The organism is Agrobacterium vitis, assembly GCF_013337045.2.
GTDB classification, from domain to species: domain Bacteria; phylum Pseudomonadota; class Alphaproteobacteria; order Rhizobiales; family Rhizobiaceae; genus Allorhizobium; species Allorhizobium vitis_B.
The window spans coordinates 1,648,851-1,674,204 of record NZ_CP118259.1; the positions used below are offsets into that span (position 1 = coordinate 1,648,851).

Sequence of the window (25,354 nt, forward strand, 5' to 3'; positions counted from 1 at the left end):
GTAAAAAACTGAAATTGATTGCGGGATGATAATGGAATGGTAAATTACATCGACGCGGCTACCGCGCCGCTCAAAAACACTGGTGCGATCCGTCTTTATGGCGCGGATGCTTTCGAAGCGATGCGCAAGGCCTGCCAGGTCACAGCCCGCTGCCTGGACGCCTTGGCCCCGATGGTGAAGCCTGGCGTTACCACCAATGAAATCGACAGGTTTGTCTTCGATTTTGGCATGGATAACGGCGTTCTGCCTGCAACCCTGAATTATCGCGGCTATCGGCATTCGGTCTGCACCTCGATCAACCATGTCGTCTGCCACGGTATTCCTGACGACAAACCGTTGCGCGAAGGCGATATCGTCAATATCGACGTGACCTATGTGGTGGATGGCTGGCACGGCGATTCCAGCCGAATGTATCCGGTCGGCGAAATCAAGCGGGCCGCCGAACGTCTGCTCGAAGTTACCCATGAATGCCTGATGCGGGGCATAGAGGTCGTCAGGCCGGGAACGCGAACGGGTGCAATTGGTGCCGCCATCCAAAGCTTTGCCGAGGCGCAACGCTGTTCCGTGGTGCGGGATTTCTGCGGACACGGGGTTGGCCAGTTGTTTCACGACAGCCCGAATATCCTGCATTACGGACGGCCCGACGAAGGCCCGGAAATACGCGAGGGCATGATCTTCACCATCGAGCCGATGATCAATCTGGGCAAGCCGCATGTGAAGGTGTTGGCCGATGGCTGGACCGCTGTTACCCGCGACCGGTCGTTGACGGCGCAGTATGAACATACCGTCGGCGTTACTTCGTCCGGCTGCGAAATCTTCACACTGTCGCCTGCCGGGCTGGACCGTCCGGGCCTGCCTCCCTTGCAAGGCTGAGCAATGAACAAGCCGCCGCGCTTTCCTAACGCCGACGAAACCGCCTCCCCGTCCTTCCTGCCGGAACAGGACGAGAGTTTCGATTACGAAGAGGACGAGCGCGGCTTTTTCGCCGAACAGGTCCAGAAGCCGAAGGCGATGAAAAAGGCGCCGGACACCAGCGCCAAGCAGCCGGAACATTACCATGGCCACCGGGAACGATTGCGCCTGCGGTTCAAGGAAAAGGGCGATGAGGCGCTGGCCGATTACGAAGTGCTGGAACTGCTGCTCTTCCGGCTGATCCCAAGGCGCGACACCAAACCGATTGCCAAGGCCCTGCTGGACCGGTTCGGCAGCCTTGCGGGGGTATTTGGCGCAAAGCACAGCCTGCTTCAGGAGGTGAAAGGTGTCGGCGAGGCCGTGGCGCTTGATTTGAAGCTGATTTCATCGGCAGCGCAGCGGATGCTGAAAAGCGAGTTGAAGGGCAAGCAGATCCTGTCCTCCTGGTCGAGCGTGATCGATTATTGCCACGCGGCCATGGCCTATGAAACCACCGAACAGTTCCGCATCCTGTTTCTCGACAAGCGCAATACGCTGATTGCCGATGAAGTGCAGGGCCGAGGCACAGTTGACCACACGCCCGTCTATCCGCGCGAAGTGGTCAAACGCGCACTCGAATTATCCGCCACGGCCATTATCCTCGTTCACAACCATCCAAGCGGTGATCCGACCCCATCCCGGGCCGATATTGAGATGACCAAAACTATTATCGATACGGCAAAACCGCTCGGCATCACCGTGCATGACCATGTGATCATCGGCAAACAGGGCCATGCCAGCCTGAAAGGCCTGCGGCTGATCTGAGCTTGATGCTGTTAAGATCACAACCGTATCAGCTTGAGACAGCCGCTATCCTATTGTTAAGCCTGCCCGTTCAGCCTTCGGTAAACCGCTTCCGCTACACCTTGTCATTCACGCTGCAAGGACGGATGAGATGAGCATTTCCGGTATTTTGAACACGGCGACATCAGGCATGCTGGCCCAACAGACACGCCTGAGCAATGTTGCCAGCAATATTGCCAATGCCGATACGCCCGGATATCAGCGGCTGAACACCAATCTTTCAGCCAGTAGCTCAGGCGTCGTAGCAACCACAAGCCGATCCACTGACGCGCCCGTGACGCAGGACGCGCCGAATGTCGATCCTTTGCGTGAGATAACCGACATGATCGGTGCCGAAAATGGGTTTGCCGCCAATGCGAAAGTGTTCGAGACCGGCGCCGACATGTGGGACATGCTGATGAGCGTCAAACGCGACTAAAGCATTCCGAACGGAAAACCGGGCTCCACTTTTCCTGGAAATGCTCTTTATTCTACGCATTTCCGGACGGAAAACCGCTACACACTTTTCCTGGAAATGCTCGCCCTCACCCACCCCAATATTGCCGGGCGGCAAGGCCGAGCGAAATCAGGCCGAAGCCGATCAGCAGAACGGCGGAGCCGCGTTGTACCCAGATCGTGAAATGGTCAGGCAATCGGCTTTTCAGCCAGACGACAGCGCCGCACAGCGCAAACCACCAGATCAGCGACCCGAGAAACACCCCTGCCACCAGAAAGAACGGACTGACATCGCCGGTATCGGCGAGACCCGCGCCTGCAAATAGCGCTGCGAAACCGAAGATCGTCGCAGGATTGGTAATGGTCAGCCCGAAGGTGGAAATGGTGGTGCGGATAAAATCGCTGGCCTTGATCTGTGCTGCCGGTCGCGGTGGCCGCGCTTCAAGCATGCGGATACCAATCAGCAGTATAAGCGTGCCGCCGACCAGTTTCAGCGGCATCGATATTTCAGCCAGCAGATCCTGCATGGCGGCAAAGCCCGCTGCGGCGGCAATGGCGAAGACCATGTCGCCAATGGCAGCTCCAAGCCCAGCGGAGACTCCATGCCAGAATCCGCGCTCCATGGTGCGGTTGATGCAGAGCGTGCCGATTGGCCCAATCGGTGCGGCCACGGCAATGCCGAGCAAAATGCCCTTGAGCAGCAGGATAATCAGCATGATTTTCTCCGTCACAGAGGCCTTATCCGTGACGGATGAAAGCAGAAACAGTCATGTACCGGCAGCGCGGCAAGCCTTGACCAGGCATAACGTCGAGAACCCCATTCGGTTCGCATATTATGCCGTGCCTGCACTGCAACGACCCAAGAACACGGGCAAAGAGCGCGAGCCAAAGACGCTGTACTGCAAAATTTCTCAAACCGGAACCAATTAAAGGAAAGCTGGAACTGCAATTCGAGCGAGGAACCACACCGCAACGACAACCACAATTTTAAAGAATTCCCGTCTTGCGAGGTGCCATCTGACCGTGCAACGGTTTTGTCCGTTAAAACATGTCTCCCGAAAGCGGGTAGCGGTTTAGGGAAAAAGACACGGCAAAACAACAACCTATGGCATATTGGATGAATCTCGAATCATGCAACCCGCTATAGGGAAGAGAATCGGAACAGGTGAGGAAGCAATATGGCAGAGAGACAAAGCGCACCACCGGCAGGTGAAAATAGCAGTGATATGGCGCGCCGACTGCGCTCCATTTTCAGCGGCTCCATCGGCAATATGGTCGAATATTACGATTTTTACGTCTATTCCGCCTTTTCCCTATATTTTGCGCCTGCTTTTTTCCCAAATAGCGATCCGACTGCGCAATTGCTCAACAGTGCCGGTATCTTTGCTGTCGGCTTTATCATGCGGCCGGTCGGCGGTTGGTTTTTTGGAGTCTATGCCGATAGCAAGGGGCGCAAATCCGCGCTGACGCTTTCAGTCCTGCTGATGTGTTTCGGGTCGCTGCTGATTGCGGTAACGCCGGGCTTTGCGACGATCGGTTATGCCGCCCCCGCCATCCTGATGCTGGCCCGCATGTTGCAGGGCCTCAGCCTGGGCGGAGAATACGGCACCAGCGCCACCTATCTTTCTGAAATGGCGACGAAAGAGCGGCGTGGCTTTTATTCCAGCTTCCAATATGTGACGCTGATCAGCGGGCAGCTTTGCGCCATTCTGGTCCTGTTGCTGCTGCAAAAACTGCTGCTGACCGGTGAGGAACTCGAAGCCTGGGGCTGGCGCATTCCCTTCGTCATCGGCGGCGGCTTGGCGATTATCGCCCTATTCTTACGCCGCAACATGGCCGAAACCGAACAGTTCCAGCGGTCAGCGGAACAGGTGCGGACCAATCCGCTGCGCGAACTGATGAAATATCCAAGGCAGGTTTTCACCGTCATTGGCCTGACCCTGGGCGGCACTGTCGCCTTCTACACCTATACGACCTATATGCAGAAATTCCTTGTTAACACCGTACATCTCAGCAAGGACGATTCCACACTGGTCTCGGCAGGTGCGCTGTTTTTCTACATGTGCCTTCAGCCACTCGTCGGATTCTTATCAGACAAGATTGGCCGCAGACCGATCTTGATCGCGTTCGGCGTACTCGGCACGCTTTGCACCGTGCCGCTTCTGACCACACTGAGCACCGCCTCCAATGCGCTGGAAGCCTTTTTCATCATCATCGCGGCGCTGGTCATCGTCTCCGGCTATACCGCCATCAACGCGGTGGTGAAGGCGGAATTGTTTCCAACCGGGGTTCGGGCGCTGGGCGTCGGCCTGCCCTACGCTCTCACCGTGTCGATCTTCGGTGGCACAGCCGAATATGTCGCATTATGGTTCAAGCAGGCTGGCCATGAGAGCTGGTTCTACTGGTATGTGTCAGGATGTATTGCGGTCTCGCTGATTGTCTATGCCGTGATGCCGGATACGAAAAAAACCTCCCATATCGACAGAGAAGCAGTGTGAGCGGCGCGCAATGACTCCAAACCTCCAGGGAATGGACCTGAATAGCCATGAAAAACCCCGCCCGGCATAGCCTGGGCGGGGTAACCATAGGTTGGGGACCAACGATCCGGCTCCGTAGGGGGGTCGAAACCCTCACATCAGCCCCACTGACGAACGAGTGACGAACCGATAAGTTCCCGATCATTCATCTAGGATTTCCTTAATGATCCTGTTTTATTTTAACGGGACTTAAAAGCCATGGCTCTTTCGGGATTTTTGGATCGATTATACGATTTTAAATCGTCATGGCAGCATGCAGACACGCTTCGCGCAACGGCCGCGATAACCACACAATCATGCCTCATGCGGGAGGAGGCCCATCATGACCAAACCGAGCTTTCGGTTCACTCATTACGATCTGAAGGAATTGCGGGCGGGCACCATTCTGGAAGTCCAGTTGAATGCCATCAACAACGTCCGACTGATGACCGCCAGCAATTTCCAACGCTTCAAGGAAGGGCTGGATTACAAATTTGCGGGCGGCGTCGCGAAGAAAGCCCCGGTCAAAATCGTCGTTCCCGAGCAAGCCCATTGGCATCTGATCGTCGATATGGAAGGCCACCATGGCCTGGCGGAATCATCCGTAAAGATGGTCGCACCGCCAGTGAAATCCAAAAAGGCAAGCTGAAACACTATATCGGCTCAAGCGCGAGCAGCCCTCAACACATCATGGGCGGCCTGCATGTCTACGAAACGCGCCGCGCTGCGCGCTTCTGCTTCCATATCGCTGCCCCAGTGCTCATCTGTCCAGTTTTCATCCAGATGGGCGAGATCCCAGGCTTCAAGCAGGCTCAGATGGCCATCGGCCAGCGCCAGCGCCAGGATAGCGGACCCCGTCAGCGTCGTCATCACGTGCAGGCTGGCGAGCGCCACACCATCGCGGTACCGCTGCAATGCCCGCTCGAAAGCCTCGGCTGCCTCTGATGGCTGCGGTTGATGAATGATGCCGCTGGTCTGAAGAACCCGTGCGCCATGCGTCTCGGCAAGCCAGTCCAAAACCGGATCCCATTTAACACTCTGACGCTCCACCAGTTCCTGAGGCGCATCGGCCCGGTAGCACAGCATGTCATTGCCGCAGAACCGGACGATATCATCCAGCACCTCTTGTGTATTGGCGCTGACAGCATCAAGCGCCGTATTGACAAGCCGGGTGACCGGCATCGTCGCGGGGTCAATCACCTCAGCCTGCGCATGCCATTCGGCAGCAACCAAAGCAGCCAGAGGCTCTGTCGGCAGCACGAGGGCGTTGCGGGCCGGCGTCTTGACCGCCTTGCCATCCAGAAGCACCGCATGACCGTCCTGCCCTGCTGCAATGGTCACGTCTTGATAGAAGCGCTTTGGCAAGGGCTTTTTCATCTGGATCTGCGCCCGGCGCACCGGATCGGGATCACTCAATTCAGGCGTCAAGCCCTCGAAAATATCACGCATGATGGTCACTCACAAAATATGGGCAAGAAGCGCGTCGGCCCGGTCTACGACGAAATGCGCACCGCTGGCCTTCAACTGATCGGTGCTGGCGCTGCCCCAACTGACACCGATCGCCTTGACACCGGCGCTTCTGGCCATTTGCATATCGTAGATCGCGTCACCAATCACCACGGTGTCTTTCAAATCCATGCCGGTTTCATCGCAGCACTCCGTCACCATGGCCGGATGCGGTTTGGACGGGCAATCGTCCGCCGTGCGCGACACGGCGAAATAGGACTGAAAGCCGTGGGCGTCGAGAACATAATTCAAGCCGCGCCGGGATTTGCCGGTCACGGCCCCAATCAGGATCTCGTCTTCCGCAGCCAGCCGCTCGATGAATGCTCGAATACCGTCAAATAGCGGTTCGCTATAGCCCGGTGCTTGGCGCACCTCGGTAAACAGTGATTTGTAATGGTCCCGCATGGCCATAGCTTCGTCATCGACATGCTGCTTGCCGTCGATGCGGGCGATGGCGATGTCCAGCGTCAGGCCCATGATGCTTTTGGTCGCATCAAGCGTCGGCTCCGGCTTGCCGAAAGCAAGAAACGTACGGCGCATGCTCTCGTGAATGGTCCCCGCGCTGTCGATCAAGGTGCCGTCGCAATCGAACAGGACCAGTTTCATTTGTCCTGCTCCTTAGATGCTAAAACCTGCCGTAATAGCGTTGAATTTTCCCGTAGCGCCTCGGAATTTTCCCGCAAAGCTTGCATGTGCTGTTCGGTCAAGACTATGGCTTTCCCTTGACGCCCACGAATCGAAACAAATCCATAGATTAAGAATCCGACTAAGAATAAAGGAATGAGGTAGTTAGCAACGGCATCCATTACAAGCGATCTTTCTAAAAATCTCCGCCATTTTCCATGTCGAGGCCCAGAAGGTTCCAGGTCTGCACCATATGCGGCGGCAAGGGCGCAGTGATGCGCAGGCGGCCGCCATCGGGATGGGGAATATCGATATGGCGGGCATGCAGATGCAGCCGCTTCTGGACGCCGCCGGGGAAATCCCAGTTGGGATCGTCGATATAATATTTCGGATCACCGATGATCGGATGGCCGATATGCAGGGCGTGGAGGCGCAGCTGATGGGTACGGCCCGTATAGGGCTCCATTTCCAGCCAGGCGAGGCTTTGCGCCGCTGTTTCCAGCACACGGTAATAGGAAACGGCGTGATCGGCGCCGTCTTCGCCGTGGCGGGCGATGCGCATGCGGTCGCCGTCTTCGGTCTGTTCTTTGACCACCCAGGTGGAGATCTTATCGTCATGCTTGCGCGGCACGCCCTTGACCAGCGCCCAATAGGTCTTCTTGGTGTCGCGCTCACGAAACGCTGCTGTCAGTTTCTGGGCGGCGCCACGGGTGCGGGCGACGACGAGCACGCCTGACGTATCGCGGTCGAGGCGATGCACGAGACGCGGCTTTTCGCCCTTCTTGCTGGTCCAGGCTTCGAGCATCTGGTCGATATGGCGATTGAGGCCGGAGCCGCCCTGCACGGCCAGACCGGCTGGCTTGTTCAGGACGAAGACTTTTTCATCCTCATGCAACAGCATGCGCGCCAGCAATTCACCGTCGCCAGCATGTTTCAGATCATGGGAGGCAATCGGCCCGGATTTCGGCGTCTTGGCATCAACATCCATCGGCGGCACACGCACCACCTGGCCGGGCTGCACGCGGGCATCGGTTTTCACCCGGCCGCCATCGACGCGGACCTGGCCGGAGCGCATCAGCTTTTGCAAGGGACCGAAGCCGAGGCCCGGATAGTGGATCTTGAACCAGCGGTCGAGGCGCATGCCCGCCTCGTCTGGACCGACGGTAATGTGTTCTATGCCTGCCATAAGGACGTCTTTCGTTCCCTTGGGCGCGCGCGCGCCAAACCCTGTCAATTCACTTAGAGTTTGTCAGGTTCATACTGAACCAGACAGATTCTAGCTTTTTTTGTTTTCGTTTGTCTTTTCGGGAAAACCGGTTTCCACGTTTCCCTGACAAACTCTATGGGCTGGCTTTACCCCATTTCTGCGCCCGTGTGAAACCGCGATTGCGAAAAAACCCCGGAATCCGAAAAGCCATCAGAAAAGCCAGCGACCAACGGCAAGTCCCGCAAACACAGCGCCAATGCCTAAGCCGATACTGGCAGCCACATAAGAGACTGGCCAAAGAAGGTCGCCGCGTTCCGCCAGACTGACCGTATCCAGCATGAAGGCCGAAAACGTGGTGAAGCCGCCGAGCAAACCGGTGATCAGCAGCATGCGCAGATCGGCTGACGCATCAAACTTGCGGGCAATCATTTCGGCAAACAAACCGATGCAGAAAGACCCGATGAGATTGACCGAAAACGTACCGCAGGGAAGAAACGGACCGAATAGCCTGATTGTGACGATGCCGATCCAATATCGCAACACCGACCCAACCGCGCCGCCAAGGGCGACATATATCATGTCTTTCATCGTTTTCCGGGCCTCGCTTCTTTCCTGCATCCCTTTGTGCGTCACCCGGCGGAACGGGCAAAGAAAAAATCAACGCAGTTTACAGCTTTCCCGGCATGTTTTTCTCAACATAAATCGCTTGAATCCGGTCGTTCTTTAAAATGCGATTCATTTATTTAAGGCACGATAGAATTTGTAGTGATGAAATGGCAACAGCTAAACAGATCATGTGAGTGCCATGGTTCAAGTCCTTTCGGTTTCGGCCACCACGGCTGGCTACATTTCCGATACGTTGAAGCCGGTGCAAAAACCAGGCCGCTCAACCTATGTCGAACAGATCAGCCGGCAGATCAGCGTCAAGAAAGAACTTGCCAAGACGCAAAGCATTAACCGCACGGCCATCGAAACCCTGCGGGATAGCTCGGCCATCGGCCTGCACTTCATGAAGGCGGGTGAAAACAAACATCCCCGCGCCAGCCTGGAAGAAACCAAACAGGCCTACCAGGAATCCGAGGACGCCGGTCTCAAAGCGTAACCAAGCCTGAAAGCTTAAGACCGAGCTTCGCGTTCCAAGTGCCCGATACACCCCTACCGGAACAACATCAGACATTCCGCGTTTGTCATCGACGCTGCATGCTGTTGGGCGCAAGTGCGCATGAGTTACAGAATGCAGCGTATAGACCTGGCGCATGATGCCCTCAACCGATCTGGTCCAAGGGATGATGCTGCATAAAGGAGGTTCGCGATGCATAACGACGCTAAAGCCCGTAACGCTGTCGAACACACGGAAAAACCAATTCCTGCCGGAACGAAGTCTGGCAACACCGGACAAGCGGCTGATAATCTTCCAGCCGGACCGCATTCCAAGGAACATTTGATCGACCGGGAGAAAACACCCGGCAGCGGAACTCTGCCGGGGCAACAAGATGGGCCAAATGTCGATGCCGGAACCGGTTGATGTGAGTGTTCCAAAAAAACAAGCCGACAGGTCTCGAATGGTGAACGAAATCAAACCATTATCGAAATGAATTGGCGCCGCGTCCTTTGGCGCGGCGTTTTACCTGCCGCGTATCGTCATCACCGGCATCGCCAGTTCGAGCTTGCCAGCCTTCTCGAAGGTTAGCGTTACCGGTACAGTCTGGTTCGCCTTAAAGGGCATCTGCACACCCATGAACATCAGATGGTAACCGCCCGGTTCCATTTTCAATGTGGCTCCTGGGGCAATGACAAAACCATCTGGTATTTTTCGCATTTTCATGATCGTGCCTTGCATGACCATTTCATGCAATTCCGCCCGCGTGGCACGCGGTGACGAGATTGCGATCAGCTTATCTTCTACGGGGCCGTTATTGGTGATCGTCACAAAACCGCCGCCAATCGGCTGTCCCGGGATCATTGCTTTCAAATAGCCATCGCTGATCTTAAGAGATCCCAGTGTCGCGGTAATCGCCTGTGCGGGCGCAGCCGTCTCACCCTGTGCCGTCATGGCGGCATGATCCATCTCTTGTGCCGCGACGCCGCCGGCGGCAAGCATGATGACAATGGCTGAGGCTAAAAATGTTTTGGTCATTATTGTCTTCCTCTCTCCCAAGCCTCCCGGCGGTAATCTCCGTTGCGCCGATAAGCAATTTTTCTGGAACCTGAGCGAATTGGCGAGGGAAAGCAAGAGGCGTCTGCGCCCTGCTCCCTTTCCGCAGGCTGTATAATTATATTGCTTTATCACTGTCTTTGCACGTGCATTTGCCTTGGATCAAACCGCGCAACGCTGCGACAAAAATTTGGCTTAGAACGACCGGTGGCACTTGCCAAGCGCCCCCCACTCCGGATAATTGCGCCATCACCTTGTAGGGAGAATCCGGTTCAGTCCGGTGCCGAAGGAGCAACCGCCCCGGAAACTCTCAGGCAAACGGACCACAAGGCGTAAACTGCACTCTGGAGAGAGGTTTGATTGCAAAATCAGGCCGCGCCGAAGGGATAACAATCTCAGGCAAACGGACAGAGGGGGCTCATGAACCGGCACAGCCGTGCCTGAATTTGAGCCTATGCGCGCTGCGCATGACAGTGGAGACGCCTCTTGGACGACCATCTCGCCCTCAAACGCACCCCCCTTTATGATCTTCACCTGTCGCTTGGTGCCCGCATGGTGGGTTTTGCTGGCTATGACATGCCGGTGCAATATCCCGCAGGCGTGTTGAAAGAGCATTTGCACACCCGCGCCAACGCTGGCCTGTTTGATGTGTCCCACATGGGGCAAGTTCTGCTGAAGCCAAAATCCGGCAAGGTGGAAGATGCGGCGCTTGCGCTGGAAACACTGGTTCCGGTGGATATTCTGGCCCTCAAAGAAGGTCGCCAGCGCTATGGTTTCTTCACCAATGCTGAAGGCGGCATTCTCGATGATCTGATGATCACCAATCGCGGCGATCATCTGTTTGTGGTGGTCAATGCGGCCTGTAAGGATGCCGATATTGCCCATATGCGGGCGCATCTTGCGGATGCCTGCACCATTGAGGTTCTTGATGATCGCGCCCTTCTGGCGCTGCAAGGCCCGCGTGCTGAAGCTGTTCTTGGTGAGCTTTGGGCTGGTGTCTCCGGCATGAAATTCATGGATGTGCGCGAAATTCCGCTTCTGGATACGCTCTGCATTGTCTCCCGCTCCGGCTATTCCGGCGAGGATGGTTTCGAAATCTCCGTGCCAGCAGATAAGGCCGAAGCGCTGGCGAAAGTGCTGCTGGATCATCCGGATTGTCAGCCGATTGGCCTTGGTGCCCGTGATTCCCTGCGGCTGGAAGCTGGCCTTTGCCTCTATGGCAACGACATTGATACCACCACCAGCCCGGTGGAAGGCGCGATTGAATGGGGCATTCAAAAAGCCCGCCGCGCTGGCGGTGATCGCGAAGGCGGTTTTCCGGGTGCTGAGCGCATACTGGCCGAGCTGTCAAACGGCCCTGCCCGCCGCCGCGTTGGCCTGAAGCCGGAAGGCAAAGCCCCCGTGCGCGGCCATTGCAAGCTGTTTACGGACGCCGAGGGCAAGGTTGAGGTTGGCGAAGTCACGTCTGGCGGCTTTGGACCGACTGTCGAAGGCCCCGTTGCCATGGGCTACGTCCTTGCCGACCACGCCAGTGTTGGCACCCAGCTTTTTGCAGAAGTGCGCGGTAAATATCTGCCTGTTGCCGTCGCCACCCTGCCCTTCATTACACCCACCTACAAACGCTAAATCTCCGGAGAGACCCATGTTGAAATTCACCTCTGAACATGAATGGCTGCAAATTGAAGGCGATGTCGCCACGGTTGGCATTACCGCCCACGCTGCCGAACAGCTTGGCGATCTGGTGTTTGTAGAGCTGCCAGAAGTCGGTAGCACCTTTGCAAAAGACGGTCAGGCCGCAACGGTTGAAAGCGTCAAGGCAGCGTCCGACGTCTATTGTCCGCTGGATGGCGAAGTGACTGAGATCAATCAGGCGATTGTCGATGATCCATCGCTGGTTAATTCCGATCCGCGTGGCGCTGGCTGGTTCTTCAAGCTGAAGCTTGCCAACCCTACTGACGCCGAAACCCTCCTGAACGAAGCCGCTTACAACGAGCTGATCGCATGACCACGCCCACAGAATTCCAGTTTACCGATTACCAGCCCTACGATTTTGCCAATCGTCGCCACATCGGCCCCTCTCCGGCTGAAATGGACGAGATGCTGAAGGTCGTGGGCTATGACAGCCTTGACGGGCTGATTGCAGCAACCGTTCCCGCCTCCATTCGCCAATCCGCACCGCTGGTGTGGGGCAAGGCCATGAGCGAGCGCGAAGCGCTGGACAAGCTGCGCGAAACCGCAAACAAAAACAAGGCTTTGACCTCGCTGATCGGTCAGGGCTATTACGGCACCATCACGCCGCCGGTCATCCAGCGCAATATTCTGGAAAACCCGGCGTGGTACACCGCCTATACGCCCTACCAGCCGGAAATCTCCCAAGGTCGCTTGGAAGCGCTGCTCAACTTCCAAACCATGATCTGCGATCTGACCGGGCTGGACGTTGCCAACGCATCCTTGCTGGATGAGGCAACCGCTGCTGCGGAAGCCATGGCCATGGCGGAGCGCGTTGCAAAATCCAAGGCCAAGGCCTTCTTTGTCGATGCCAATTGCCATCCGCAGACCATTGCCGTCATCCAAACCCGCGCCGAGCCTTTGGGCTGGGGGGTCGTGGTCGGCAATCCCTTCACCGATCTCAACCCCGGCGAAGTGTTTGGTGCGCTGTTTCAATATCCCGGCACGCATGGCCATGTCAGCGATTTTACCCCGCTGATCAACGCCCTGCACAATGCGCAAGCCATTGCAGCCGTGGCGGCTGACCCGCTGGCGCTGCTGTTGCTGAAATCCCCCGGTGAAATGGGTGCCGATATTGCCATTGGCTCCAGCCAGCGCTTTGGTGTTCCTGTCGGCTATGGTGGCCCGCACGCCGCCTATATGGCCGTCAGGGACGCCATCAAGCGTTCCATGCCGGGCCGCCTTGTCGGCGTATCTGTGGATTCGCGCGGCAACCGTGCCTATCGCCTGTCGCTCCAGACGCGCGAGCAGCATATCCGCCGCGAAAAGGCCACCTCCAACATCTGCACAGCCCAAGTGCTGCTGGCGGTCATGGCCTCGATGTATGCGGTGTTCCACGGTCCGCAAGGCTTGAAGGCCATTGCCCAGCAGGTGCATCAGAAAACCGTTCTGCTGGCCAAGGGCTTGGAAAAGCTCGGCTTTACCATTGAGCCAGAGACCTTCTTCGACACCATCACGCTGGAAGTGGGCCATATGCAGGGCCTCATTCTGCGGGCGGCTGTGGCTGAAGGCGTTAACCTGCGCAAGGTCGGCACAACAAAAATCGGCATCTCGCTGGACGAGCGCACCCGCCCTGCCACGCTGGAAGCCGTTTGGCGCGCCTTTGGCGGCAATTTTGCGGTGGGAGATTTCACCCCGGATTATCGCCTGCCCACCAGCCTGCTGCGCACCAGCCAGTACCTGACGCACCCGATCTTCCACATGAACCGCGCGGAAAGCGAAATGACTCGCTACATCCGCCGCCTGTCGGATCGCGATCTGGCGCTGGACCGGGCGATGATTCCGCTTGGCTCCTGCACCATGAAGCTGAACGCCACAGCCGAAATGCTGCCAATCACCTGGCCGGAATTTTCCGACATCCACCCCTTTGCCCCAACCGATCAGGCCTTGGGCTATAAGGAAATGATCGACGATCTCTCGGAAAAGCTCTGCGCCGTGACCGGCTATGATGCCATTTCGATGCAGCCAAACTCCGGCGCGCAAGGCGAATATGCGGGTCTTTTGACCATCCGCAACTATCACCTCGCCAAGGGCGATACGCACCGCACCGTCTGCCTCATTCCAACCTCGGCCCATGGCACCAACCCGGCATCTGCCCAGATGGCGGGCATGCTGGTGGTTCCAGTCAAGGCGCTGGACAATGGCGATGTGGATCTCAATGATTTTCGCGCTAAAGCAGAGCAGCACTCCGCAAACCTGTCTTGCTGCATGATCACCTACCCCTCCACCCACGGCGTGTTTGAAGAAACCGTGCGGGAAATCTGCGAGATCACCCATGCCCATGGCGGGCAGGTCTATCTCGACGGTGCCAATATGAACGCCATGGTCGGCATTTCCCGCCCCGGTGATATTGGCTCGGACGTTTCCCACCTCAACCTGCACAAAACCTTCTGCATTCCGCACGGCGGCGGTGGTCCGGGCATGGGGCCGATTGGCGTCAAAGCCCATCTCACCCCTTACCTTCCCGGACATGTGGAAACCGATGGTCGCCCCGGCGCGGTTTCGGCTGCCCCTTATGGCTCGCCGTCCATCCTTCCCATCAGCTGGTCCTACTGCCTGATGATGGGTGGCGAAGGCCTCACACAAGCCACAAAGGTTGCGATCCTCAACGCCAACTACATCGCCGCCCGCCTCACCGGGGCCTATGATGTGCTCTACACCTCCGCCTCTGGCCGGGTGGCGCACGAGTGCATCATCGACACCCGCCCGCTGGCCGACAGCGCTGGTGTGACGGTGGATGACGTTGCCAAACGCCTGATCGATTGCGGCTTCCACGCCCCCACCATGAGCTGGCCCGTGGCTGGCACGCTGATGATTGAGCCAACAGAATCGGAAACCAAAGCCGAGCTGGACCGCTTCTGCACAGCCATGCTGGCAATCCGCGAAGAAGCCCGCGCCATTGAAGACGGCCGGATGGACAAGACCAACAACCCGCTGAAAAACGCACCGCACACGGTGGAAGATCTGGTTGGTGAATGGGATCGTCCTTACAGCCGCGATCAGGCCTGCTACCCACCGGGTGCGTTCCGCGTGGACAAATACTGGTCTTCCGTCAACCGCGTGGACAATGTCTACGGCGACCGCAATCTGGTGTGCACCTGCCCGCCGATGAGCGAGTATGCAGAAGCCGCGGAATAAGGCATGACATAGCGTGCGACCCTGCCGTCCACTTTCGTCGGGCGGCAGGACCTATTCTTTATGCGGTCGGATTTTACGACCAAAGACTGCAATTTTTGATTGTTTTTGTGCCAATTTCCCCCGAAGTGGAATTCGGCCCTTCTGTCCGCAGTTCAAAAAGAAGCTGTTATACCTAACAATTATGCTATATTAAGCGCTTCGTATCATCGACCATCCGCCTGCAGGCGTCTCTACGTGTAAGCGACAGAATAGGAAGATCCATTGACCCGTTTTCTCACCAGCCTTGCCCTTACCTCTGCCCTGATCCTCTCGGCCCACCAGAGCTTTGCTCAGGCACCGAACAGCGATCGTTGCGTCAAGGGCGGCATGAGCGATTGCCAATCGAAGCCTGGCAAACCGACACAGAAGAAAGCCGCCACCCACGAGCGCATGCATCAAAACAAGATGCCTCCTCAAAAAGCGGCAAAACAGCATCGCGGCAAATCGGTGGACCCGATGACAACCTGCGCCATGGGTTCAAAGTCCCCCTGCAAGCCGCAGCGGCCATAATCAAAATGGCGGGGGTGAACAGGTCACCCTCGCCTCGTCTCGACGTGTCTATTTCTCGCCGATGGACGGACTGAAAACCATCAGGCTGAGGATTTCGAACAGCACCTGTGCGCCCGCATGCGCCGTATTGGTGTTGCTGTCATATTGCGGTGCGACTTCCACCACATCGCCGCCGACAAGGTTGACGCCTTTCAGACCGCGCAGCAATTCCAGCACCTCGCGCGTGGTCAAGCCGCCAACCTCGGGCGTGCCGGTTCCCGGCGCAAAAGCCGGATCGAGACTGTCGATATCAAAAGACAGATAGGTCGGACCATCACCGACCACCTGCAAAGCCTTGGCGATCACCGCTGGAATGCCAAGCACTGAAATCTCCTCGGCATGAATAACCGTCATGCCGCTTTCATAGCTGAATTCCCAGAGATATTCCGCCGGTCCGCGAATGCCGATCTGCACCGTGCGCGTTGGGTCCAACACGCCATCCAGCACCGCATTGCGAAACGGACCGCCATGGTGAAACTTGGTCTGATCGAACAGGCCACTGGTATCGCAATGAGCATCGATATGAATAAGCCCGACAGGTCGGTCTTTTCCAACGGCCTTCAGGATCGGATGGGTGATTGAGTGATCGCCACCGACACTGAGCGGCACCACTCCTTGCGCCACCATCTGGCCAATACGGTTTTCAATATCGACATGGCTCTGTTCCAGCCGATAGCGGCTGGCAAACGGCACGTCACCGACATCCGCCACCTTCAACTCATGCACAGGCGCGCAATCCAGCACATGGTTATATGGCCCGATCCGCTCAATGGTGCGCAGGGCCCGTGGCCCGAAGCGGGAACCAGGGCGGTTGGTGACGCCAAGGTCCATCGGCACACCGATGATCCCCACGTCCAGACCGCCGAAATCCGGATTCTCCGCTTCGACCTGTCGATAGGGTGCCGATAGAAATGTCGGAATGCCCGAATAAGGAGCAAGCCTCGTCCCCTTGCTGTCAAAGATTTTTTCCGCCACCCGCTTGAAGCGGGGATCAAACACTTCCCCGCCGGTTTCGCCGCCATATTTACGTCGCAACGCGTCGAGCTTTTCATTGTCGAAGGCCATAATCGTCACCTTTTCCAGACAGTTTTCAACCAGCCAACGTAAATGTCCTCAACCGGTCCGGCAATGTCGCTATGGTCGGGCAATCGACATTGGCGAAGGCAAGCCGCAGATAGCCCTCCTGCCGCGACCCGAAAAATCCGCCGGGAACCGCCAGAATGCCTGCTCGCCGCGCCAGTTGTTCGGCGACATCGATGGATGCGGCCTGTCCGAACGGATGGCGGGCAAAGGCAAAATAAGCGCCGATCGATGCCAAATGCCATTGCGGCAAAAACTCGAAGGCGTGACGCAGCGCCACGGTACGCCGGGCGATCTCGGCGGCGTTGTCCGCCCGCCAACCATCCAGAACCGGCAAAGCCTTGGCAAGCGCGATCTGGGCAGCGCGCGGTGCGCAGATCTGCAAATTATCCATGATCTTGGCGATTTGCTCCACCACGGTTCTATCAGCGCAAATTGCCGCCAGGCGGTGACCGGGGATGGCGAAGGATTTCGAAAAACTGTAAATCTGGATCAGACCCTCCGGCCAATCAGGCTGCGAAAACAGATCATGCGGCCTGCCGAAATCAGGCTCGAGAAAATCGCGGTAGGTTTCATCGACAATCAGCCAGACACCATGGGCGCGGCAGAGCCGGTAGAGATCGGCAAGCAGGTCCTTCGGATAGACTGCACCGGTCGGATTGTTGGGCGTTACCAGCGCCAGCGCCTTGATGCCGCTTTTCACCACCTGTTCGGCCCGGTCGAGATCCGGCAGGAAACCGTTATCGCTGTCGCAGGGCAAAGCCACCGTTTCAATGCCCAGCATGGCGAGCGTCGTATCATGGTTGAAATAGAAGGGATCGGTCAGCGCGATCCGCTCACCTGCTCCCGCCAGCGCCATGGCAGCACAGATGAAAGCCTGGTTTGCACCGGCGGTAATGTGAATCTGCTCCGGCGTAAAACCTGCACCATAAAGCTCGGACAGATGCGTGCAGTAGGCCTGCCTGAGCACCAACTCCCCCTCGATTGCCCCATAGCCGCAGGCCTCGGCAGACCCCGCCGCCTGTGCGAGCCAGGCCAGCAGATCGGCATGCGGTGGATGGCCGGGCGCTGCCTGCGACAGATCGATCAACGGTCCAGCCGCTCCATCATAAGCGCGTCCCCAACCGAAAACCGAGGGAATAGGCGGCGTCGCGAGCCGGGCGACGCGCGGATTGAAGGAGGCAAGAGACATGGGAAGATCCATATTGGCGGGAGGAACATGAAATATATAGGCTGTCCCGACCGGTTGGCGCAATCACTGAGCCACCGGACCTGGATGTTCTTCCACAGAGACCCCGGAAATCGCCATCTGCTATATATATCAGTCTGATAACACCATTTCCGGATTCGTTTTATGAACAGTCCGATCCTTTCGCGGATTCCTCTCGTCCAGTAGGAGCCCCTAAAAGACCCACTTTTTTAAGGGGATTTTTTGTGTGCAGCGCAATGCGGGATAACCAAACAGTTAGAATGCTCTGCTATCATTGTCGTCATTGGCATACGCAATTGCGTTGCGAGACAAGCCAGGCAACGGTCAAGGCAGGCCGGTAGCAAACAGGAAGAACGGATATGTACCAGTATGATCTCGTGGTAATCGGCAGCGGTCCCGCAGGACGCCGGGCTGCCATTCAGGCCGCCAAGCTTTCCAAGAAGGTCCTGGTCATTGAGCGCGGCGGTCATGTCGGCGGGGTCTCCGTCCATACCGGCACCATCCCTTCCAAAACGCTGCGTGAAACGGCTCTCAACCTGACCGGCTGGCGCGAGCGCGGGTTTTATGGCCGCTCCTACCGCGTCAAGCAGGAAATCAGCGCCGATGACCTTCGCCGCCGGTTGCTGATTACCCTCGACCATGAAGTCGATGTGCTGGAACACCAGTTTTCCCGCAACCGAGTGCATCAGTTGCGCGGGCATGCCATCTTCCTTGATGCTCATACGCTTGAGGTCACCAAGGAAGACGGCGAAGTGCAGCGGGTCAGCGCCAATGCAATCCTGCTGGCAGTCGGCACCCGCCCCCACCGGCCTGCCCATATCGCCTTCGATGGCGTCAGCATTCTCGACAGCGATGATATCGTTCATATCAAGGACGTGCCGCGTTCCATGGTGGTGATCGGCGCGGGCGTTATCGGCATCGAATATGCGACGATCTTCAGCGCTCTGGATACCCAGGTGACAGTGGTTGAACCGCGCGACAGCATGCTGGATTTCATCGACAAGGAAATCGTCGAGGACTTTTCCTACCAGCTCCGTGACCGCAATATGAAGCTGATCTTCGGACAATCGGCGGAAAAGGTCGAAAAGGAAGATGGCAAATGTCGGGTGACGCTGAAGAATGGCCGAGTGCTGAATTCTGAAATGGTGCTGTTTGCCGCAGGCCGCGTCGGCGCCACCGATACGCTGAACCTTGCAGCCTGCGGGCTGGAGGCTGATAACCGTGGCCGGTTGAAGGTCAATCCGGAGACGTTCCAGACCGATGTTCCCAATATCTATGCCGCGGGTGACGTGGTCGGCTTTCCAAGCCTGGCCTCCACATCGATGGAACAGGGCCGCATCGCCGCCCGCCATGCGGTTGGCGCGCCCTCGGGTGAGCCACCGCAATATTTCCCCTACGGCATTTATGCCGTGCCGGAGATTTCCACCTGTGGACTGACCGAGGAAGAGGTCAAGCAACGCGCCATTCCCTACGAATGCGGCATCGCCCATTTCCGCGAGACCTCGCGTGGCCATATCATGGGCCTCGATAGCGGCATGTTGAAAATGATCTTCTCGCTGAAAACCCGCCGCCTGCTTGGCGTCCATATCGTTGGCGAAGGCGCAACCGAACTGGTTCATATTGGCCAGGCCGTGCTGAACCTGAAGGGAACAGTGGAATATTTCGTCGAGAACACCTTCAATTACCCGACGCTGGCCGAAGCCTACAAGATCGCCGGACTAGACGCCTGGAACCGGATGGGAGAACTGAAGGTCGAAAAAACCGTGAAAAATGCGGCGCAATAGGCTCGAAAAGCTGGCATTCGCCAAAGATAAAACTCTGCGCGCTTTTGCTAGACTATTCTAGAAAACCAGGCTGGCGCCATCGGTCGGGATATAAAGCCTTGCTCTCGCCTCTGGCGCTTGCCTCTGTGCGGCGGCGGCGAGATCGGCGCGGCTGACTGTGGCGTGGTCGACGGCGTCCAGATGGGTTGCGATGACCGTGGCCTGCGGCGCCAGTTGCAAGACCTCCATCACCATGGCGGCATCCATTACCAGCGGTCCACAGCCGTTCCATTCCGCACCGCAGGCGTGAACGACGATCACATCCGGTCGGTGATCGACAAGCACCTGGCGCACTGCATCGCACAGAATGGTATCGCCAGCCCAGTAAAGCACCGGCTCCCCGGCGGCCCGCAGCAGGAAGCCGCTGACGTCTCCCATATCCGCCAGCACCTCAGGCGGCCCATGCTGGCCATCTGTCGTTTCCAGACGAACGTCGCCAAGCTGTGTGGCACTTTCAAGCCCCATCACCCGCGAAAAGCCCAGGGCACGGATCGCCGCCACATCACGTGGGTGGCAGAACAACGCGATGTCAGGTGGCAATAACCGTATAGCAACATCGTCGAAATGATCGGAGTGAAGGTGCGAAACCAGCACCGCGTCAATGCCATGAAGCACCTGCTCGACCGGAATTGGCAGATCGACCAGTGGCGAGGTCAAGGCCCCACGATAGCTTCGGCCCTGCCCCTTTGGTGCAAGCCAAGGGTCAATCAGCAGCGTTTGCCCGGCCATCTTTAACCGCAGCGTGGCACTGCGGATCAATTCTATCTGCATGCCGCTCTCCAACCGCTCCGATGCTTCAACAGCCTTCTATCAAAGACAATTGATTCTCTGGAACCACCGGCCCTGCCGGGCGTCACCCCGCCTTTCAGAAAGACCGTCATCACCATAAAAAAACCGCCCCGAAGGGCGGTTTTATCATTACCGAAGTCGCAGAAGGATCGCTTATTCAGCGTCGCCTTCGTCAGCAGCCTTCTTCTTCGCAGCAGCCTTTTTCTTCGGAGCGGCTTCTTCGCCTTCAGCGGAAGCGTCTTCAGCCTTGGCAGCCTTCTTCTTGGCGGACTTCTTAGCAGGCTTGGTGTCGTCGCCGTCTTCGTCTTCGGCCAGCAGTTCTTCCTTGGTCACGGTCTTGTCCGTAACATTGACCTCGGAGATCAGCTTATCCATGACCTTTTCTTCAAAGATCGGAGCACGCAGCGAAGCAGAAGCGCCGGGCGTGTTGCGGAAGAAGTCGATGATCTGCTTTTCCTGGCCCGGGAACTGCTGCAACTGGGCGTAAAGCGCGCGCTGCATTTCTTCCTCGGTCACATCGATAGCGGCCTTTTCACCGATTTCGGAAAGAACCAGGCCGAGACGAACGCGACGTTCAGCCAGGGCGCGGTATTCTTCGCGAGCGGCGTCTTCCGTGGTCTCTTCATCTTCGAAGGTCTTGCCGGACTGCTGCAGATCGGTGTTGATCTGGCGCCAGATATTGTCGAACTCGGCATCGACCAGACGCGAAGGCGCCTCGAACTTGTACATCTCGTCCAGCTGATCAAGGATCTGACGCTTGATCTTCTGGCGCGTCACATTGCCGTACTGGCTTTCGATCTGGCCGCGGACGATTTCCTTCAGCTTGTCGACCGATTCCAGGCCGAGCTTGGTGGCCAGCTCGTCATTGATCTCGGTTTCGGCTGGAGCCGCAACTTCCTTGACGGTGATGTCGAAGGTGGCGTCCTTGCCAGCCAGGTTTGCAGCCGGATATTCGGTCGGGAAGGTCACGTTGATGACCTTTTCGTCGCCAGCCTTCAGGCCAACGAGCTGCTCTTCAAAGCCGGGAATGAAGCGGTTGGAGCCGATGACCAGCTCTGCATCTTCGTCCTTGCCGCCGTCGAAAGGAACGCCATCGACTTTGCCCAGGTAATCCATGGTGACGCGGTCGCCATCAGCAGCAGCACCGTCCTTGGTGGCGAAGGTCCGCGCGCTTTCGGCGATCTTCATGATCTGCTCGTTGACTTCGTCTTCCGACACTTCAACGACTTCACGAACGATCTTGATGCCATCAACCGGCTTCAATTCGATAGCGGGAATGACTTCATAGGCAAGCGTGAATTCGAAATCGGCCTGCGCATTGAGGATCTTGTCGGCTTCTGCCTCGTCCTCGGTCATCGCCACTTCCGGCTGGGTCGCGGACTTTTCGCCACGTTCAGACAGGATAGCGGAGGGACGGTCGCGAACGATTTCGTTGACCAGTTCGGCCATGACCGACTTGCCATACATCTTCTTCAGGTGACCTGCCGGTACCTTGCCCGGACGGAAACCGTTGATGCGAACCTTGTCCTTGACGTCGGCAAGGCGCTCATTCATCTGCGCTTCCATGTCAGCGGCCGGAATGATGACCTTGAGTTCGCGCTTCAGCCCTTCAGCGAGCGTTTCGATAACCTGCATGTTCTAACCTTCGTGTCGTGGCAGCCATGCTCGGACAGCCATGTGTTTCGTTGGCGCCCGTGCCCGGACAGCCGGTTCTTATCGTCTGGGCTGCGAGGCAGCCGGTGGTTCTCCACAGTGCCGTGCGTTTGATAAAACGCACAAGGAACGCTGTAATACTTTAAATTCGCTGGATAATCCCTTGAACCAATACCGGTTCAAGGGATTATCCAGCCAGCACGCCTCCGCTTATCCAGAGGCGGCTGTGTGGCAAACATTCAGCATCTTGCCAGGCAAAGCAGCTCTAAAGGCCACGCGTGCAGGCCTCATCACATAGACCCTAACATACAAACAATGGGCCGGAATGCACGCATTCCCGCCCTCTGCCTTGCTGCCTTACGTTCTGGTGCGGGTAGAGAGACTTGAACTCCCACGCCTTGCGGCACCAGAACCTAAATCTGGCGTGTCTACCAATTTCACCATACCCGCGATCCATCAGAACGTCATGCACTTTGCATGACCCCGCCGGAGCGCGGTCTCTATAACACCCGTTTTTCAACACGCAAAGGAAAAATGACAGTGACATGTCCTCACTGTGAAATCGCACCCCGCGCAGGCATCGGTCAAAAATCCGGTTCGCGATAAACCGGCTGGCCCGCAACGAACAATTGCCGGATCTGCGCCCGTCCCGCAGAAGACACCCGTATGGCGATTGAAACAGCACCTTGATTGCGCTGTGCCTCGATATCGCGGCCCTCGCCTTCGGGAACATAGAATCGCTCGATCCCGTAATGCACGGTCAAACTGTCTCCGGGCGCCAGAGGCGATGGAAAGGACAGCGGCTCGCTTAACAGCACTACGCTTCCGGGCCTTGGCAACAGATCGGCGACCGACGCCTCCTCGACCGTGGCAAAGCCATCGGCCTGCGGCACAACGCGCACATGCAGGCGAACATCCTGCCGACGCGAGGGACGAGGACCGACGATCTTCTCCTCAGGAATGCGGGAAATCGGATAATTCAGCACGACAAAATCGCCGCGCAGCAGATCGCGCGGATCGACGGCCTCAGTCCGCAACAGGACCTCCTGGCCGTTGCGTAAAATATTGGCCCGTTCGCCAATCTGGTAGCCGATTGCTGCCGTTTGCAAGGCAGCCAGAAGAATAGCCGCGGAAACCAGACGAAAAATATGATTGCGCTGCATCATAGCCGCCCCCGTCCTTCAACCGCCACCGGACGCTTGCGCGTGCCCAGCAGCTTTTCCATCTGACTGACGCCGAGGGCCAGCAAAGCGACAATCACACCGGCGATCAGGAAAAAGCCCGATGTGCCCAGCAAAGAATCAATCGTTGTAAAGGACAGATAGAGGATCTCGCCTGCGAAAATCAGATAGGCCAACGCCCGCACCACGCCATCGTGACGCCCGCGAAGCACAAGGGCAGCAATGGAGATACCAACCGCCGTGACGGCCACCACAGCCAGCGGCAAACCGTGATCATAATCTATATTGAGGATGAAAAGGCCCATTGCCGCCAACAGCAAGCCATGAAAACCGGCGATCTGCACGGACATATATCGGGCAAGCATCGGTAGAGCCGAAACCGCGAATGCGGCAATACCTAAAGCCACATAGACCATGGCAAGGCCCGGCTGCATAACCTGCGCATAGACCCAGCCCAGCCAACCGAGAATCAGCAGACCGGAAATATGCTGAACGCGGATGTTGCCGGTGAAAAGCGCCAGGCCGGCAACGAGCGCAGCCAGCAGGGGCGGCGTCCACACCGTCTCCGGCGTCCAGGAAAAGTCAAACTGGTCAAGGGTTGCCGCCGCCAAGCCCAGCGCCAGAACACCAACGAAAGCCGCCATCGCGCCGGAGCGAAACAGCAGGCAGGACAGGCTCGCCATGCCGATCCACAGATAAACCAGATCGAGAAGGTCGCCCGACAGGTGATACAGCTGGCCAACCAGCGACAGTGCTGCGCCGAAACTGGTCGCTCCCAGCACCAGAAGGGCATGGCCCGACGCCTGACGCCCTTGTGCTAGGCAGAAGGCCGCACCGCCATGAAAGCCCCAGATCAGCAGAATCAGAGCAGAAACCTTCACCAGACGCGGAATGGCCTGCCAGTTGGCGGCCACAAGCAGCAAAATGGCAGCAGAGACCAGCACCGCCGACAACATGAGCAACACGCCGCCGATATTGAAATTGCCCGTCTGGCCGTCGTGATCCTCGATCATAGCCTCAGCGGCCTGTTTGCTAATCAGGCCCATGCCGGTCCAGCGATCAAGATCTCTCTTCAGTTTCGTCCGATACATCATAGCTCCGTCCGTCGCGGCAATATTCTATATAGGCGCCTTTTCACCAATGTCGAAAACCCGTTTTCAGTGCCGCAGCAGCGAGAAATATCGGGTCTATATGGGTCGTTCGACGAGCTACAGTTAATTCATGCATCAAACGCATAGCTCACATGATAATATCGCACTGCACAAAACCCATAAAAACGGTAGGATGAATACCAACAGCAGACGGGGACATCAGTGTTTACGGATGCGGGCAGCGCAAGCTGCAATTCAGTTTCGGTGCAGCATACTCCTCCTCCCAATGCGCGCCGAACGGGCTGACAACCCTCCTCCTCCCAGTTGTCGCCCATTTCAAATGACGCCCACCGGATCTCCTCCCCCGGTGGGCGTTATTGTTTTCAGCTTCTTCTTCTCCACCGCTTTCATGAACGACTGGAAACCGCTCAAGCGCAGATTTTCAGCCGCCGAACCGAAGTGAGCCGAATTTGCTCGAGAAATAGACACTTATTAACAAATCATTGAGATGCCATGCATTGAAAGCATAGGTGCTCCGCTGGAATGGCACTTCATAAGTTATGCCGCAGCGCATATATTCTCTTCAACACATGAGGGCTGGCCGATTTGCCAGCAACCGCTGAAAAGAGGCAAGACCATGAACATCACTCGCTCGCTGACCAACTGGCGCAAATATCGTCAGACCATTTCTGAACTGGGCCGCATGTCGGACCGCGAATTGCACGACCTCGGCATTGGCCGTGACGACATCCGTCGCGTTGCCCGCCACGCCGTAAAGGCTGGCTGATCTGCCGTTTAAGTGATCGGTTGAATAAACATATAAAGCGTCGAACATTCCCTTCCGGGTGTTCGGCGCTTTATTGTTTTATGCAGTA

General features: G+C 57.2%; 26 protein-coding genes, 1 tRNA gene and 1 riboswitch. Of the genes, 13 read left to right on the plus strand and 14 right to left on the minus strand.

The window, feature by feature from the left end; genetic code table 11:
* Positions 1-36 precede the first annotated feature (36 nt).
* The 3 genes from map to G6L01_RS07980 all read left to right on the plus strand — a co-directional run bounded on the left by map (position 37) and on the right by G6L01_RS07980 (position 2,173).
* Positions 37-873 carry a type I methionyl aminopeptidase gene (map, locus tag G6L01_RS07970; RefSeq protein WP_070164841.1) on the plus strand — a complete coding sequence of 279 codons (837 nt, stop codon included), beginning with the start codon at positions 37-39 and terminating at the stop codon, positions 871-873.
* 3 nt (positions 874-876) lie between these two features.
* Positions 877-1,716 (plus strand): RadC family protein, encoded by an 840-nt coding sequence (gene radC, locus G6L01_RS07975; RefSeq protein ID WP_070164842.1) that lies wholly within the window; start codon positions 877-879, stop codon positions 1,714-1,716.
* Positions 1,717-1,846: 130 nt separating this feature from the next.
* The gene (locus G6L01_RS07980; RefSeq protein WP_070164843.1) at positions 1,847-2,173 is read left to right on the plus strand and encodes a flagellar basal body rod protein FlgC; all 327 of its coding nucleotides are present in this window, start codon (positions 1,847-1,849) and stop codon (positions 2,171-2,173) included.
* A gap of 106 nt (positions 2,174-2,279) precedes the next feature.
* Here the strand turns inward: G6L01_RS07980 and G6L01_RS07985 are convergent, their stop codons facing one another.
* Positions 2,280-2,906: a LysE family translocator gene (locus tag G6L01_RS07985; RefSeq protein WP_070164844.1), complete on the minus strand. Its 627-nt coding sequence runs from the start codon at positions 2,904-2,906 to the stop codon at positions 2,280-2,282.
* Between the two features lie 462 nt (positions 2,907-3,368).
* On the opposite strand from G6L01_RS07985, the gene G6L01_RS07990 reads away from it, so the two are divergent.
* Both G6L01_RS07990 and G6L01_RS07995 read left to right on the plus strand, forming a co-directional pair.
* Complete coding sequence (locus G6L01_RS07990; RefSeq protein ID WP_070164846.1) at positions 3,369-4,688, plus strand: MFS transporter; 1,320 nt, start codon at positions 3,369-3,371, stop codon at positions 4,686-4,688.
* 361 nt (positions 4,689-5,049) lie between these two features.
* Positions 5,050-5,355 (plus strand): DUF1883 domain-containing protein, encoded by a 306-nt coding sequence (locus G6L01_RS07995; RefSeq protein ID WP_015916040.1) that lies wholly within the window; start codon positions 5,050-5,052, stop codon positions 5,353-5,355.
* Between the two features lie 14 nt (positions 5,356-5,369).
* Here G6L01_RS07995 and G6L01_RS08000 read toward each other — a convergent pair whose 3' ends face one another.
* The 5 genes from G6L01_RS08000 to crcB form a co-directional block, all read right to left on the minus strand.
* On the minus strand, positions 5,370-6,155 hold the full coding sequence (locus G6L01_RS08000; protein ID WP_070165141.1) for an ATP12 family chaperone protein: 786 nt from the start codon (positions 6,153-6,155) through the stop codon (positions 5,370-5,372).
* Between the two features lie 9 nt (positions 6,156-6,164).
* Entirely contained in the window at positions 6,165-6,818 is a 654-nt protein-coding gene (locus G6L01_RS08005) for an HAD-IA family hydrolase (protein ID WP_070164847.1), read from the minus strand.
* Positions 6,815-7,018, minus strand: a complete 204-nt coding sequence (locus G6L01_RS08010) for a hypothetical protein (protein WP_070164848.1) — start codon at positions 7,016-7,018, stop codon at positions 6,815-6,817. Before G6L01_RS08010 ends, G6L01_RS08005 begins: the two co-directional genes overlap by 4 nt.
* A 14-nt stretch (positions 7,019-7,032) precedes the next feature.
* Positions 7,033-8,022: an RluA family pseudouridine synthase gene (locus G6L01_RS08015; protein ID WP_070164849.1), complete on the minus strand. Its 990-nt coding sequence runs from the start codon at positions 8,020-8,022 to the stop codon at positions 7,033-7,035.
* Between the two features lie 231 nt (positions 8,023-8,253).
* Complete coding sequence (gene crcB / locus G6L01_RS08020) at positions 8,254-8,631, minus strand: fluoride efflux transporter CrcB (RefSeq protein ID WP_071206415.1); 378 nt, start codon at positions 8,629-8,631, stop codon at positions 8,254-8,256.
* Between the two features lie 217 nt (positions 8,632-8,848).
* Between crcB and G6L01_RS08025 the strand changes: the two genes are divergently transcribed.
* A complete protein-coding gene (locus tag G6L01_RS08025) occupies positions 8,849-9,145 on the plus strand; it encodes a hypothetical protein (protein WP_070164851.1) in 297 nt (98 codons plus the stop codon).
* 210 nt (positions 9,146-9,355) lie between these two features.
* Positions 9,356-9,568 carry a hypothetical protein gene (locus G6L01_RS08030; RefSeq protein WP_070164852.1) on the plus strand — a complete coding sequence of 71 codons (213 nt, stop codon included), beginning with the start codon at positions 9,356-9,358 and terminating at the stop codon, positions 9,566-9,568.
* Between the two features lie 99 nt (positions 9,569-9,667).
* Here the strand turns inward: G6L01_RS08030 and G6L01_RS08035 are convergent, their stop codons facing one another.
* Positions 9,668-10,276 (minus strand): copper chaperone PCu(A)C, encoded by a 609-nt coding sequence (locus G6L01_RS08035; RefSeq protein ID WP_234891823.1) that lies wholly within the window; start codon positions 10,274-10,276, stop codon positions 9,668-9,670.
* 170 nt (positions 10,277-10,446) lie between these two features.
* A riboswitch (glycine riboswitch) is annotated at positions 10,447-10,533 on the plus strand.
* A gap of 151 nt (positions 10,534-10,684) precedes the next feature.
* Here G6L01_RS08035 and gcvT point away from each other — a divergent pair.
* The 4 genes from gcvT (at position 10,685) to G6L01_RS08055 (ending at position 15,613) form a co-directional block, all read left to right on the plus strand.
* Positions 10,685-11,824, plus strand: a complete 1,140-nt coding sequence (gcvT, locus tag G6L01_RS08040; RefSeq protein ID WP_070164854.1) for a glycine cleavage system aminomethyltransferase GcvT — start codon at positions 10,685-10,687, stop codon at positions 11,822-11,824.
* 16 nt (positions 11,825-11,840) lie between these two features.
* The gene (gene gcvH / locus G6L01_RS08045; RefSeq protein WP_070164855.1) at positions 11,841-12,203 is read left to right on the plus strand and encodes a glycine cleavage system protein GcvH; all 363 of its coding nucleotides are present in this window, start codon (positions 11,841-11,843) and stop codon (positions 12,201-12,203) included.
* A complete protein-coding gene (gcvP, locus tag G6L01_RS08050) occupies positions 12,200-15,064 on the plus strand; it encodes an aminomethyl-transferring glycine dehydrogenase (RefSeq protein ID WP_070164856.1) in 2,865 nt (954 codons plus the stop codon). Before gcvH ends, gcvP begins: the two co-directional genes overlap by 4 nt.
* Before the next feature lie 261 nt (positions 15,065-15,325).
* Positions 15,326-15,613: a hypothetical protein gene (locus G6L01_RS08055; protein ID WP_070164857.1), complete on the plus strand. Its 288-nt coding sequence runs from the start codon at positions 15,326-15,328 to the stop codon at positions 15,611-15,613.
* Positions 15,614-15,661: 48 nt separating this feature from the next.
* Here G6L01_RS08055 and speB read toward each other — a convergent pair whose 3' ends face one another.
* Together speB and G6L01_RS08065 are read right to left on the minus strand one after the other, a co-directional pair.
* On the minus strand, positions 15,662-16,717 hold the full coding sequence (gene speB / locus G6L01_RS08060; protein ID WP_070164858.1) for an agmatinase: 1,056 nt from the start codon (positions 16,715-16,717) through the stop codon (positions 15,662-15,664).
* A gap of 25 nt (positions 16,718-16,742) precedes the next feature.
* Positions 16,743-17,924 carry an aminotransferase gene (locus G6L01_RS08065; RefSeq protein ID WP_070165142.1) on the minus strand — a complete coding sequence of 394 codons (1,182 nt, stop codon included), beginning with the start codon at positions 17,922-17,924 and terminating at the stop codon, positions 16,743-16,745.
* Positions 17,925-18,301: 377 nt separating this feature from the next.
* On the opposite strand from G6L01_RS08065, the gene sthA reads away from it, so the two are divergent.
* Positions 18,302-19,726 (plus strand): Si-specific NAD(P)(+) transhydrogenase, encoded by a 1,425-nt coding sequence (gene sthA, locus G6L01_RS08070; RefSeq protein WP_070164859.1) that lies wholly within the window; start codon positions 18,302-18,304, stop codon positions 19,724-19,726.
* Positions 19,727-19,783: 57 nt separating this feature from the next.
* On the opposite strand, the gene G6L01_RS08075 is transcribed toward sthA, so the two are convergent.
* The 5 genes from G6L01_RS08075 to G6L01_RS08095 form a co-directional block, all read right to left on the minus strand.
* Entirely contained in the window at positions 19,784-20,536 is a 753-nt protein-coding gene (locus G6L01_RS08075; RefSeq protein ID WP_070164860.1) for an MBL fold metallo-hydrolase, read from the minus strand.
* A 171-nt stretch (positions 20,537-20,707) separates the two neighbouring features.
* Positions 20,708-22,189, minus strand: a complete 1,482-nt coding sequence (tig, locus tag G6L01_RS08080; protein WP_070150637.1) for a trigger factor — start codon at positions 22,187-22,189, stop codon at positions 20,708-20,710.
* A 383-nt stretch (positions 22,190-22,572) separates the two neighbouring features.
* Positions 22,573-22,657 (minus strand) — tRNA-Leu (locus tag G6L01_RS08085).
* A gap of 134 nt (positions 22,658-22,791) precedes the next feature.
* A complete protein-coding gene (locus tag G6L01_RS08090; RefSeq protein WP_070164861.1) occupies positions 22,792-23,373 on the minus strand; it encodes a GDYXXLXY domain-containing protein in 582 nt (193 codons plus the stop codon).
* Positions 23,370-24,482, minus strand: a complete 1,113-nt coding sequence (locus tag G6L01_RS08095; RefSeq protein ID WP_081344055.1) for a DUF2157 domain-containing protein — start codon at positions 24,480-24,482, stop codon at positions 23,370-23,372. The genes G6L01_RS08090 and G6L01_RS08095 overlap by 4 nt, the downstream gene beginning before the upstream one ends.
* Positions 24,483-25,116: 634 nt before the next feature.
* On the opposite strand from G6L01_RS08095, the gene G6L01_RS08100 reads away from it, so the two are divergent.
* Positions 25,117-25,266 carry a DUF1127 domain-containing protein gene (locus tag G6L01_RS08100; protein WP_070164863.1) on the plus strand — a complete coding sequence of 50 codons (150 nt, stop codon included), beginning with the start codon at positions 25,117-25,119 and terminating at the stop codon, positions 25,264-25,266.
* Positions 25,267-25,354 lie beyond the last annotated feature (88 nt).

Bases quoted from the DNA above. Each gene is read 5' to 3' on its own strand.
- G6L01_RS08030 (WP_070164852.1), top strand. From the start codon at position 9,356: ATGCATAACGACGCTAAAGCCCGTAACGCTGTCGAACACACGGAAAAA.
- G6L01_RS07990 (WP_070164846.1), top strand. From the start codon at position 3,369: ATGGCAGAGAGACAAAGCGCACCACCGGCAGGTGAAAATAGCAGTGAT.
- G6L01_RS08075 (WP_070164860.1), bottom strand. From the start codon at position 20,536: ATGCAGATAGAATTGATCCGCAGTGCCACGCTGCGGTTAAAGATGGCC.
- map (WP_070164841.1), top strand. From the start codon at position 37: ATGGTAAATTACATCGACGCGGCTACCGCGCCGCTCAAAAACACTGGT.
- gcvH (WP_070164855.1), top strand. From the start codon at position 11,841: ATGTTGAAATTCACCTCTGAACATGAATGGCTGCAAATTGAAGGCGAT.
- sthA (WP_070164859.1), top strand. From the start codon at position 18,302: ATGTACCAGTATGATCTCGTGGTAATCGGCAGCGGTCCCGCAGGACGC.
- G6L01_RS08100 (WP_070164863.1), top strand. From the start codon at position 25,117: ATGAACATCACTCGCTCGCTGACCAACTGGCGCAAATATCGTCAGACC.
- radC (WP_070164842.1), top strand. From the start codon at position 877: ATGAACAAGCCGCCGCGCTTTCCTAACGCCGACGAAACCGCCTCCCCG.
- G6L01_RS08065 (WP_070165142.1), bottom strand. From the start codon at position 17,924: ATGTCTCTTGCCTCCTTCAATCCGCGCGTCGCCCGGCTCGCGACGCCG.
- G6L01_RS07995 (WP_015916040.1), top strand. From the start codon at position 5,050: ATGACCAAACCGAGCTTTCGGTTCACTCATTACGATCTGAAGGAATTG.
- speB (WP_070164858.1), bottom strand. From the start codon at position 16,717: ATGGCCTTCGACAATGAAAAGCTCGACGCGTTGCGACGTAAATATGGC.
- tig (WP_070150637.1), bottom strand. From the start codon at position 22,189: ATGCAGGTTATCGAAACGCTCGCTGAAGGGCTGAAGCGCGAACTCAAG.
- G6L01_RS08095 (WP_081344055.1), bottom strand. From the start codon at position 24,482: ATGATGTATCGGACGAAACTGAAGAGAGATCTTGATCGCTGGACCGGC.
- G6L01_RS07985 (WP_070164844.1), bottom strand. From the start codon at position 2,906: ATGCTGATTATCCTGCTGCTCAAGGGCATTTTGCTCGGCATTGCCGTG.
- G6L01_RS07980 (WP_070164843.1), top strand. From the start codon at position 1,847: ATGAGCATTTCCGGTATTTTGAACACGGCGACATCAGGCATGCTGGCC.
- G6L01_RS08090 (WP_070164861.1), bottom strand. From the start codon at position 23,373: ATGATGCAGCGCAATCATATTTTTCGTCTGGTTTCCGCGGCTATTCTT.
- G6L01_RS08015 (WP_070164849.1), bottom strand. From the start codon at position 8,022: ATGGCAGGCATAGAACACATTACCGTCGGTCCAGACGAGGCGGGCATG.
- G6L01_RS08025 (WP_070164851.1), top strand. From the start codon at position 8,849: ATGGTTCAAGTCCTTTCGGTTTCGGCCACCACGGCTGGCTACATTTCC.
- G6L01_RS08000 (WP_070165141.1), bottom strand. From the start codon at position 6,155: ATGCGTGATATTTTCGAGGGCTTGACGCCTGAATTGAGTGATCCCGAT.
- G6L01_RS08005 (WP_070164847.1), bottom strand. From the start codon at position 6,818: ATGAAACTGGTCCTGTTCGATTGCGACGGCACCTTGATCGACAGCGCG.
- gcvP (WP_070164856.1), top strand. From the start codon at position 12,200: ATGACCACGCCCACAGAATTCCAGTTTACCGATTACCAGCCCTACGAT.
- crcB (WP_071206415.1), bottom strand. From the start codon at position 8,631: ATGAAAGACATGATATATGTCGCCCTTGGCGGCGCGGTTGGGTCGGTG.
- G6L01_RS08010 (WP_070164848.1), bottom strand. From the start codon at position 7,018: ATGGATGCCGTTGCTAACTACCTCATTCCTTTATTCTTAGTCGGATTC.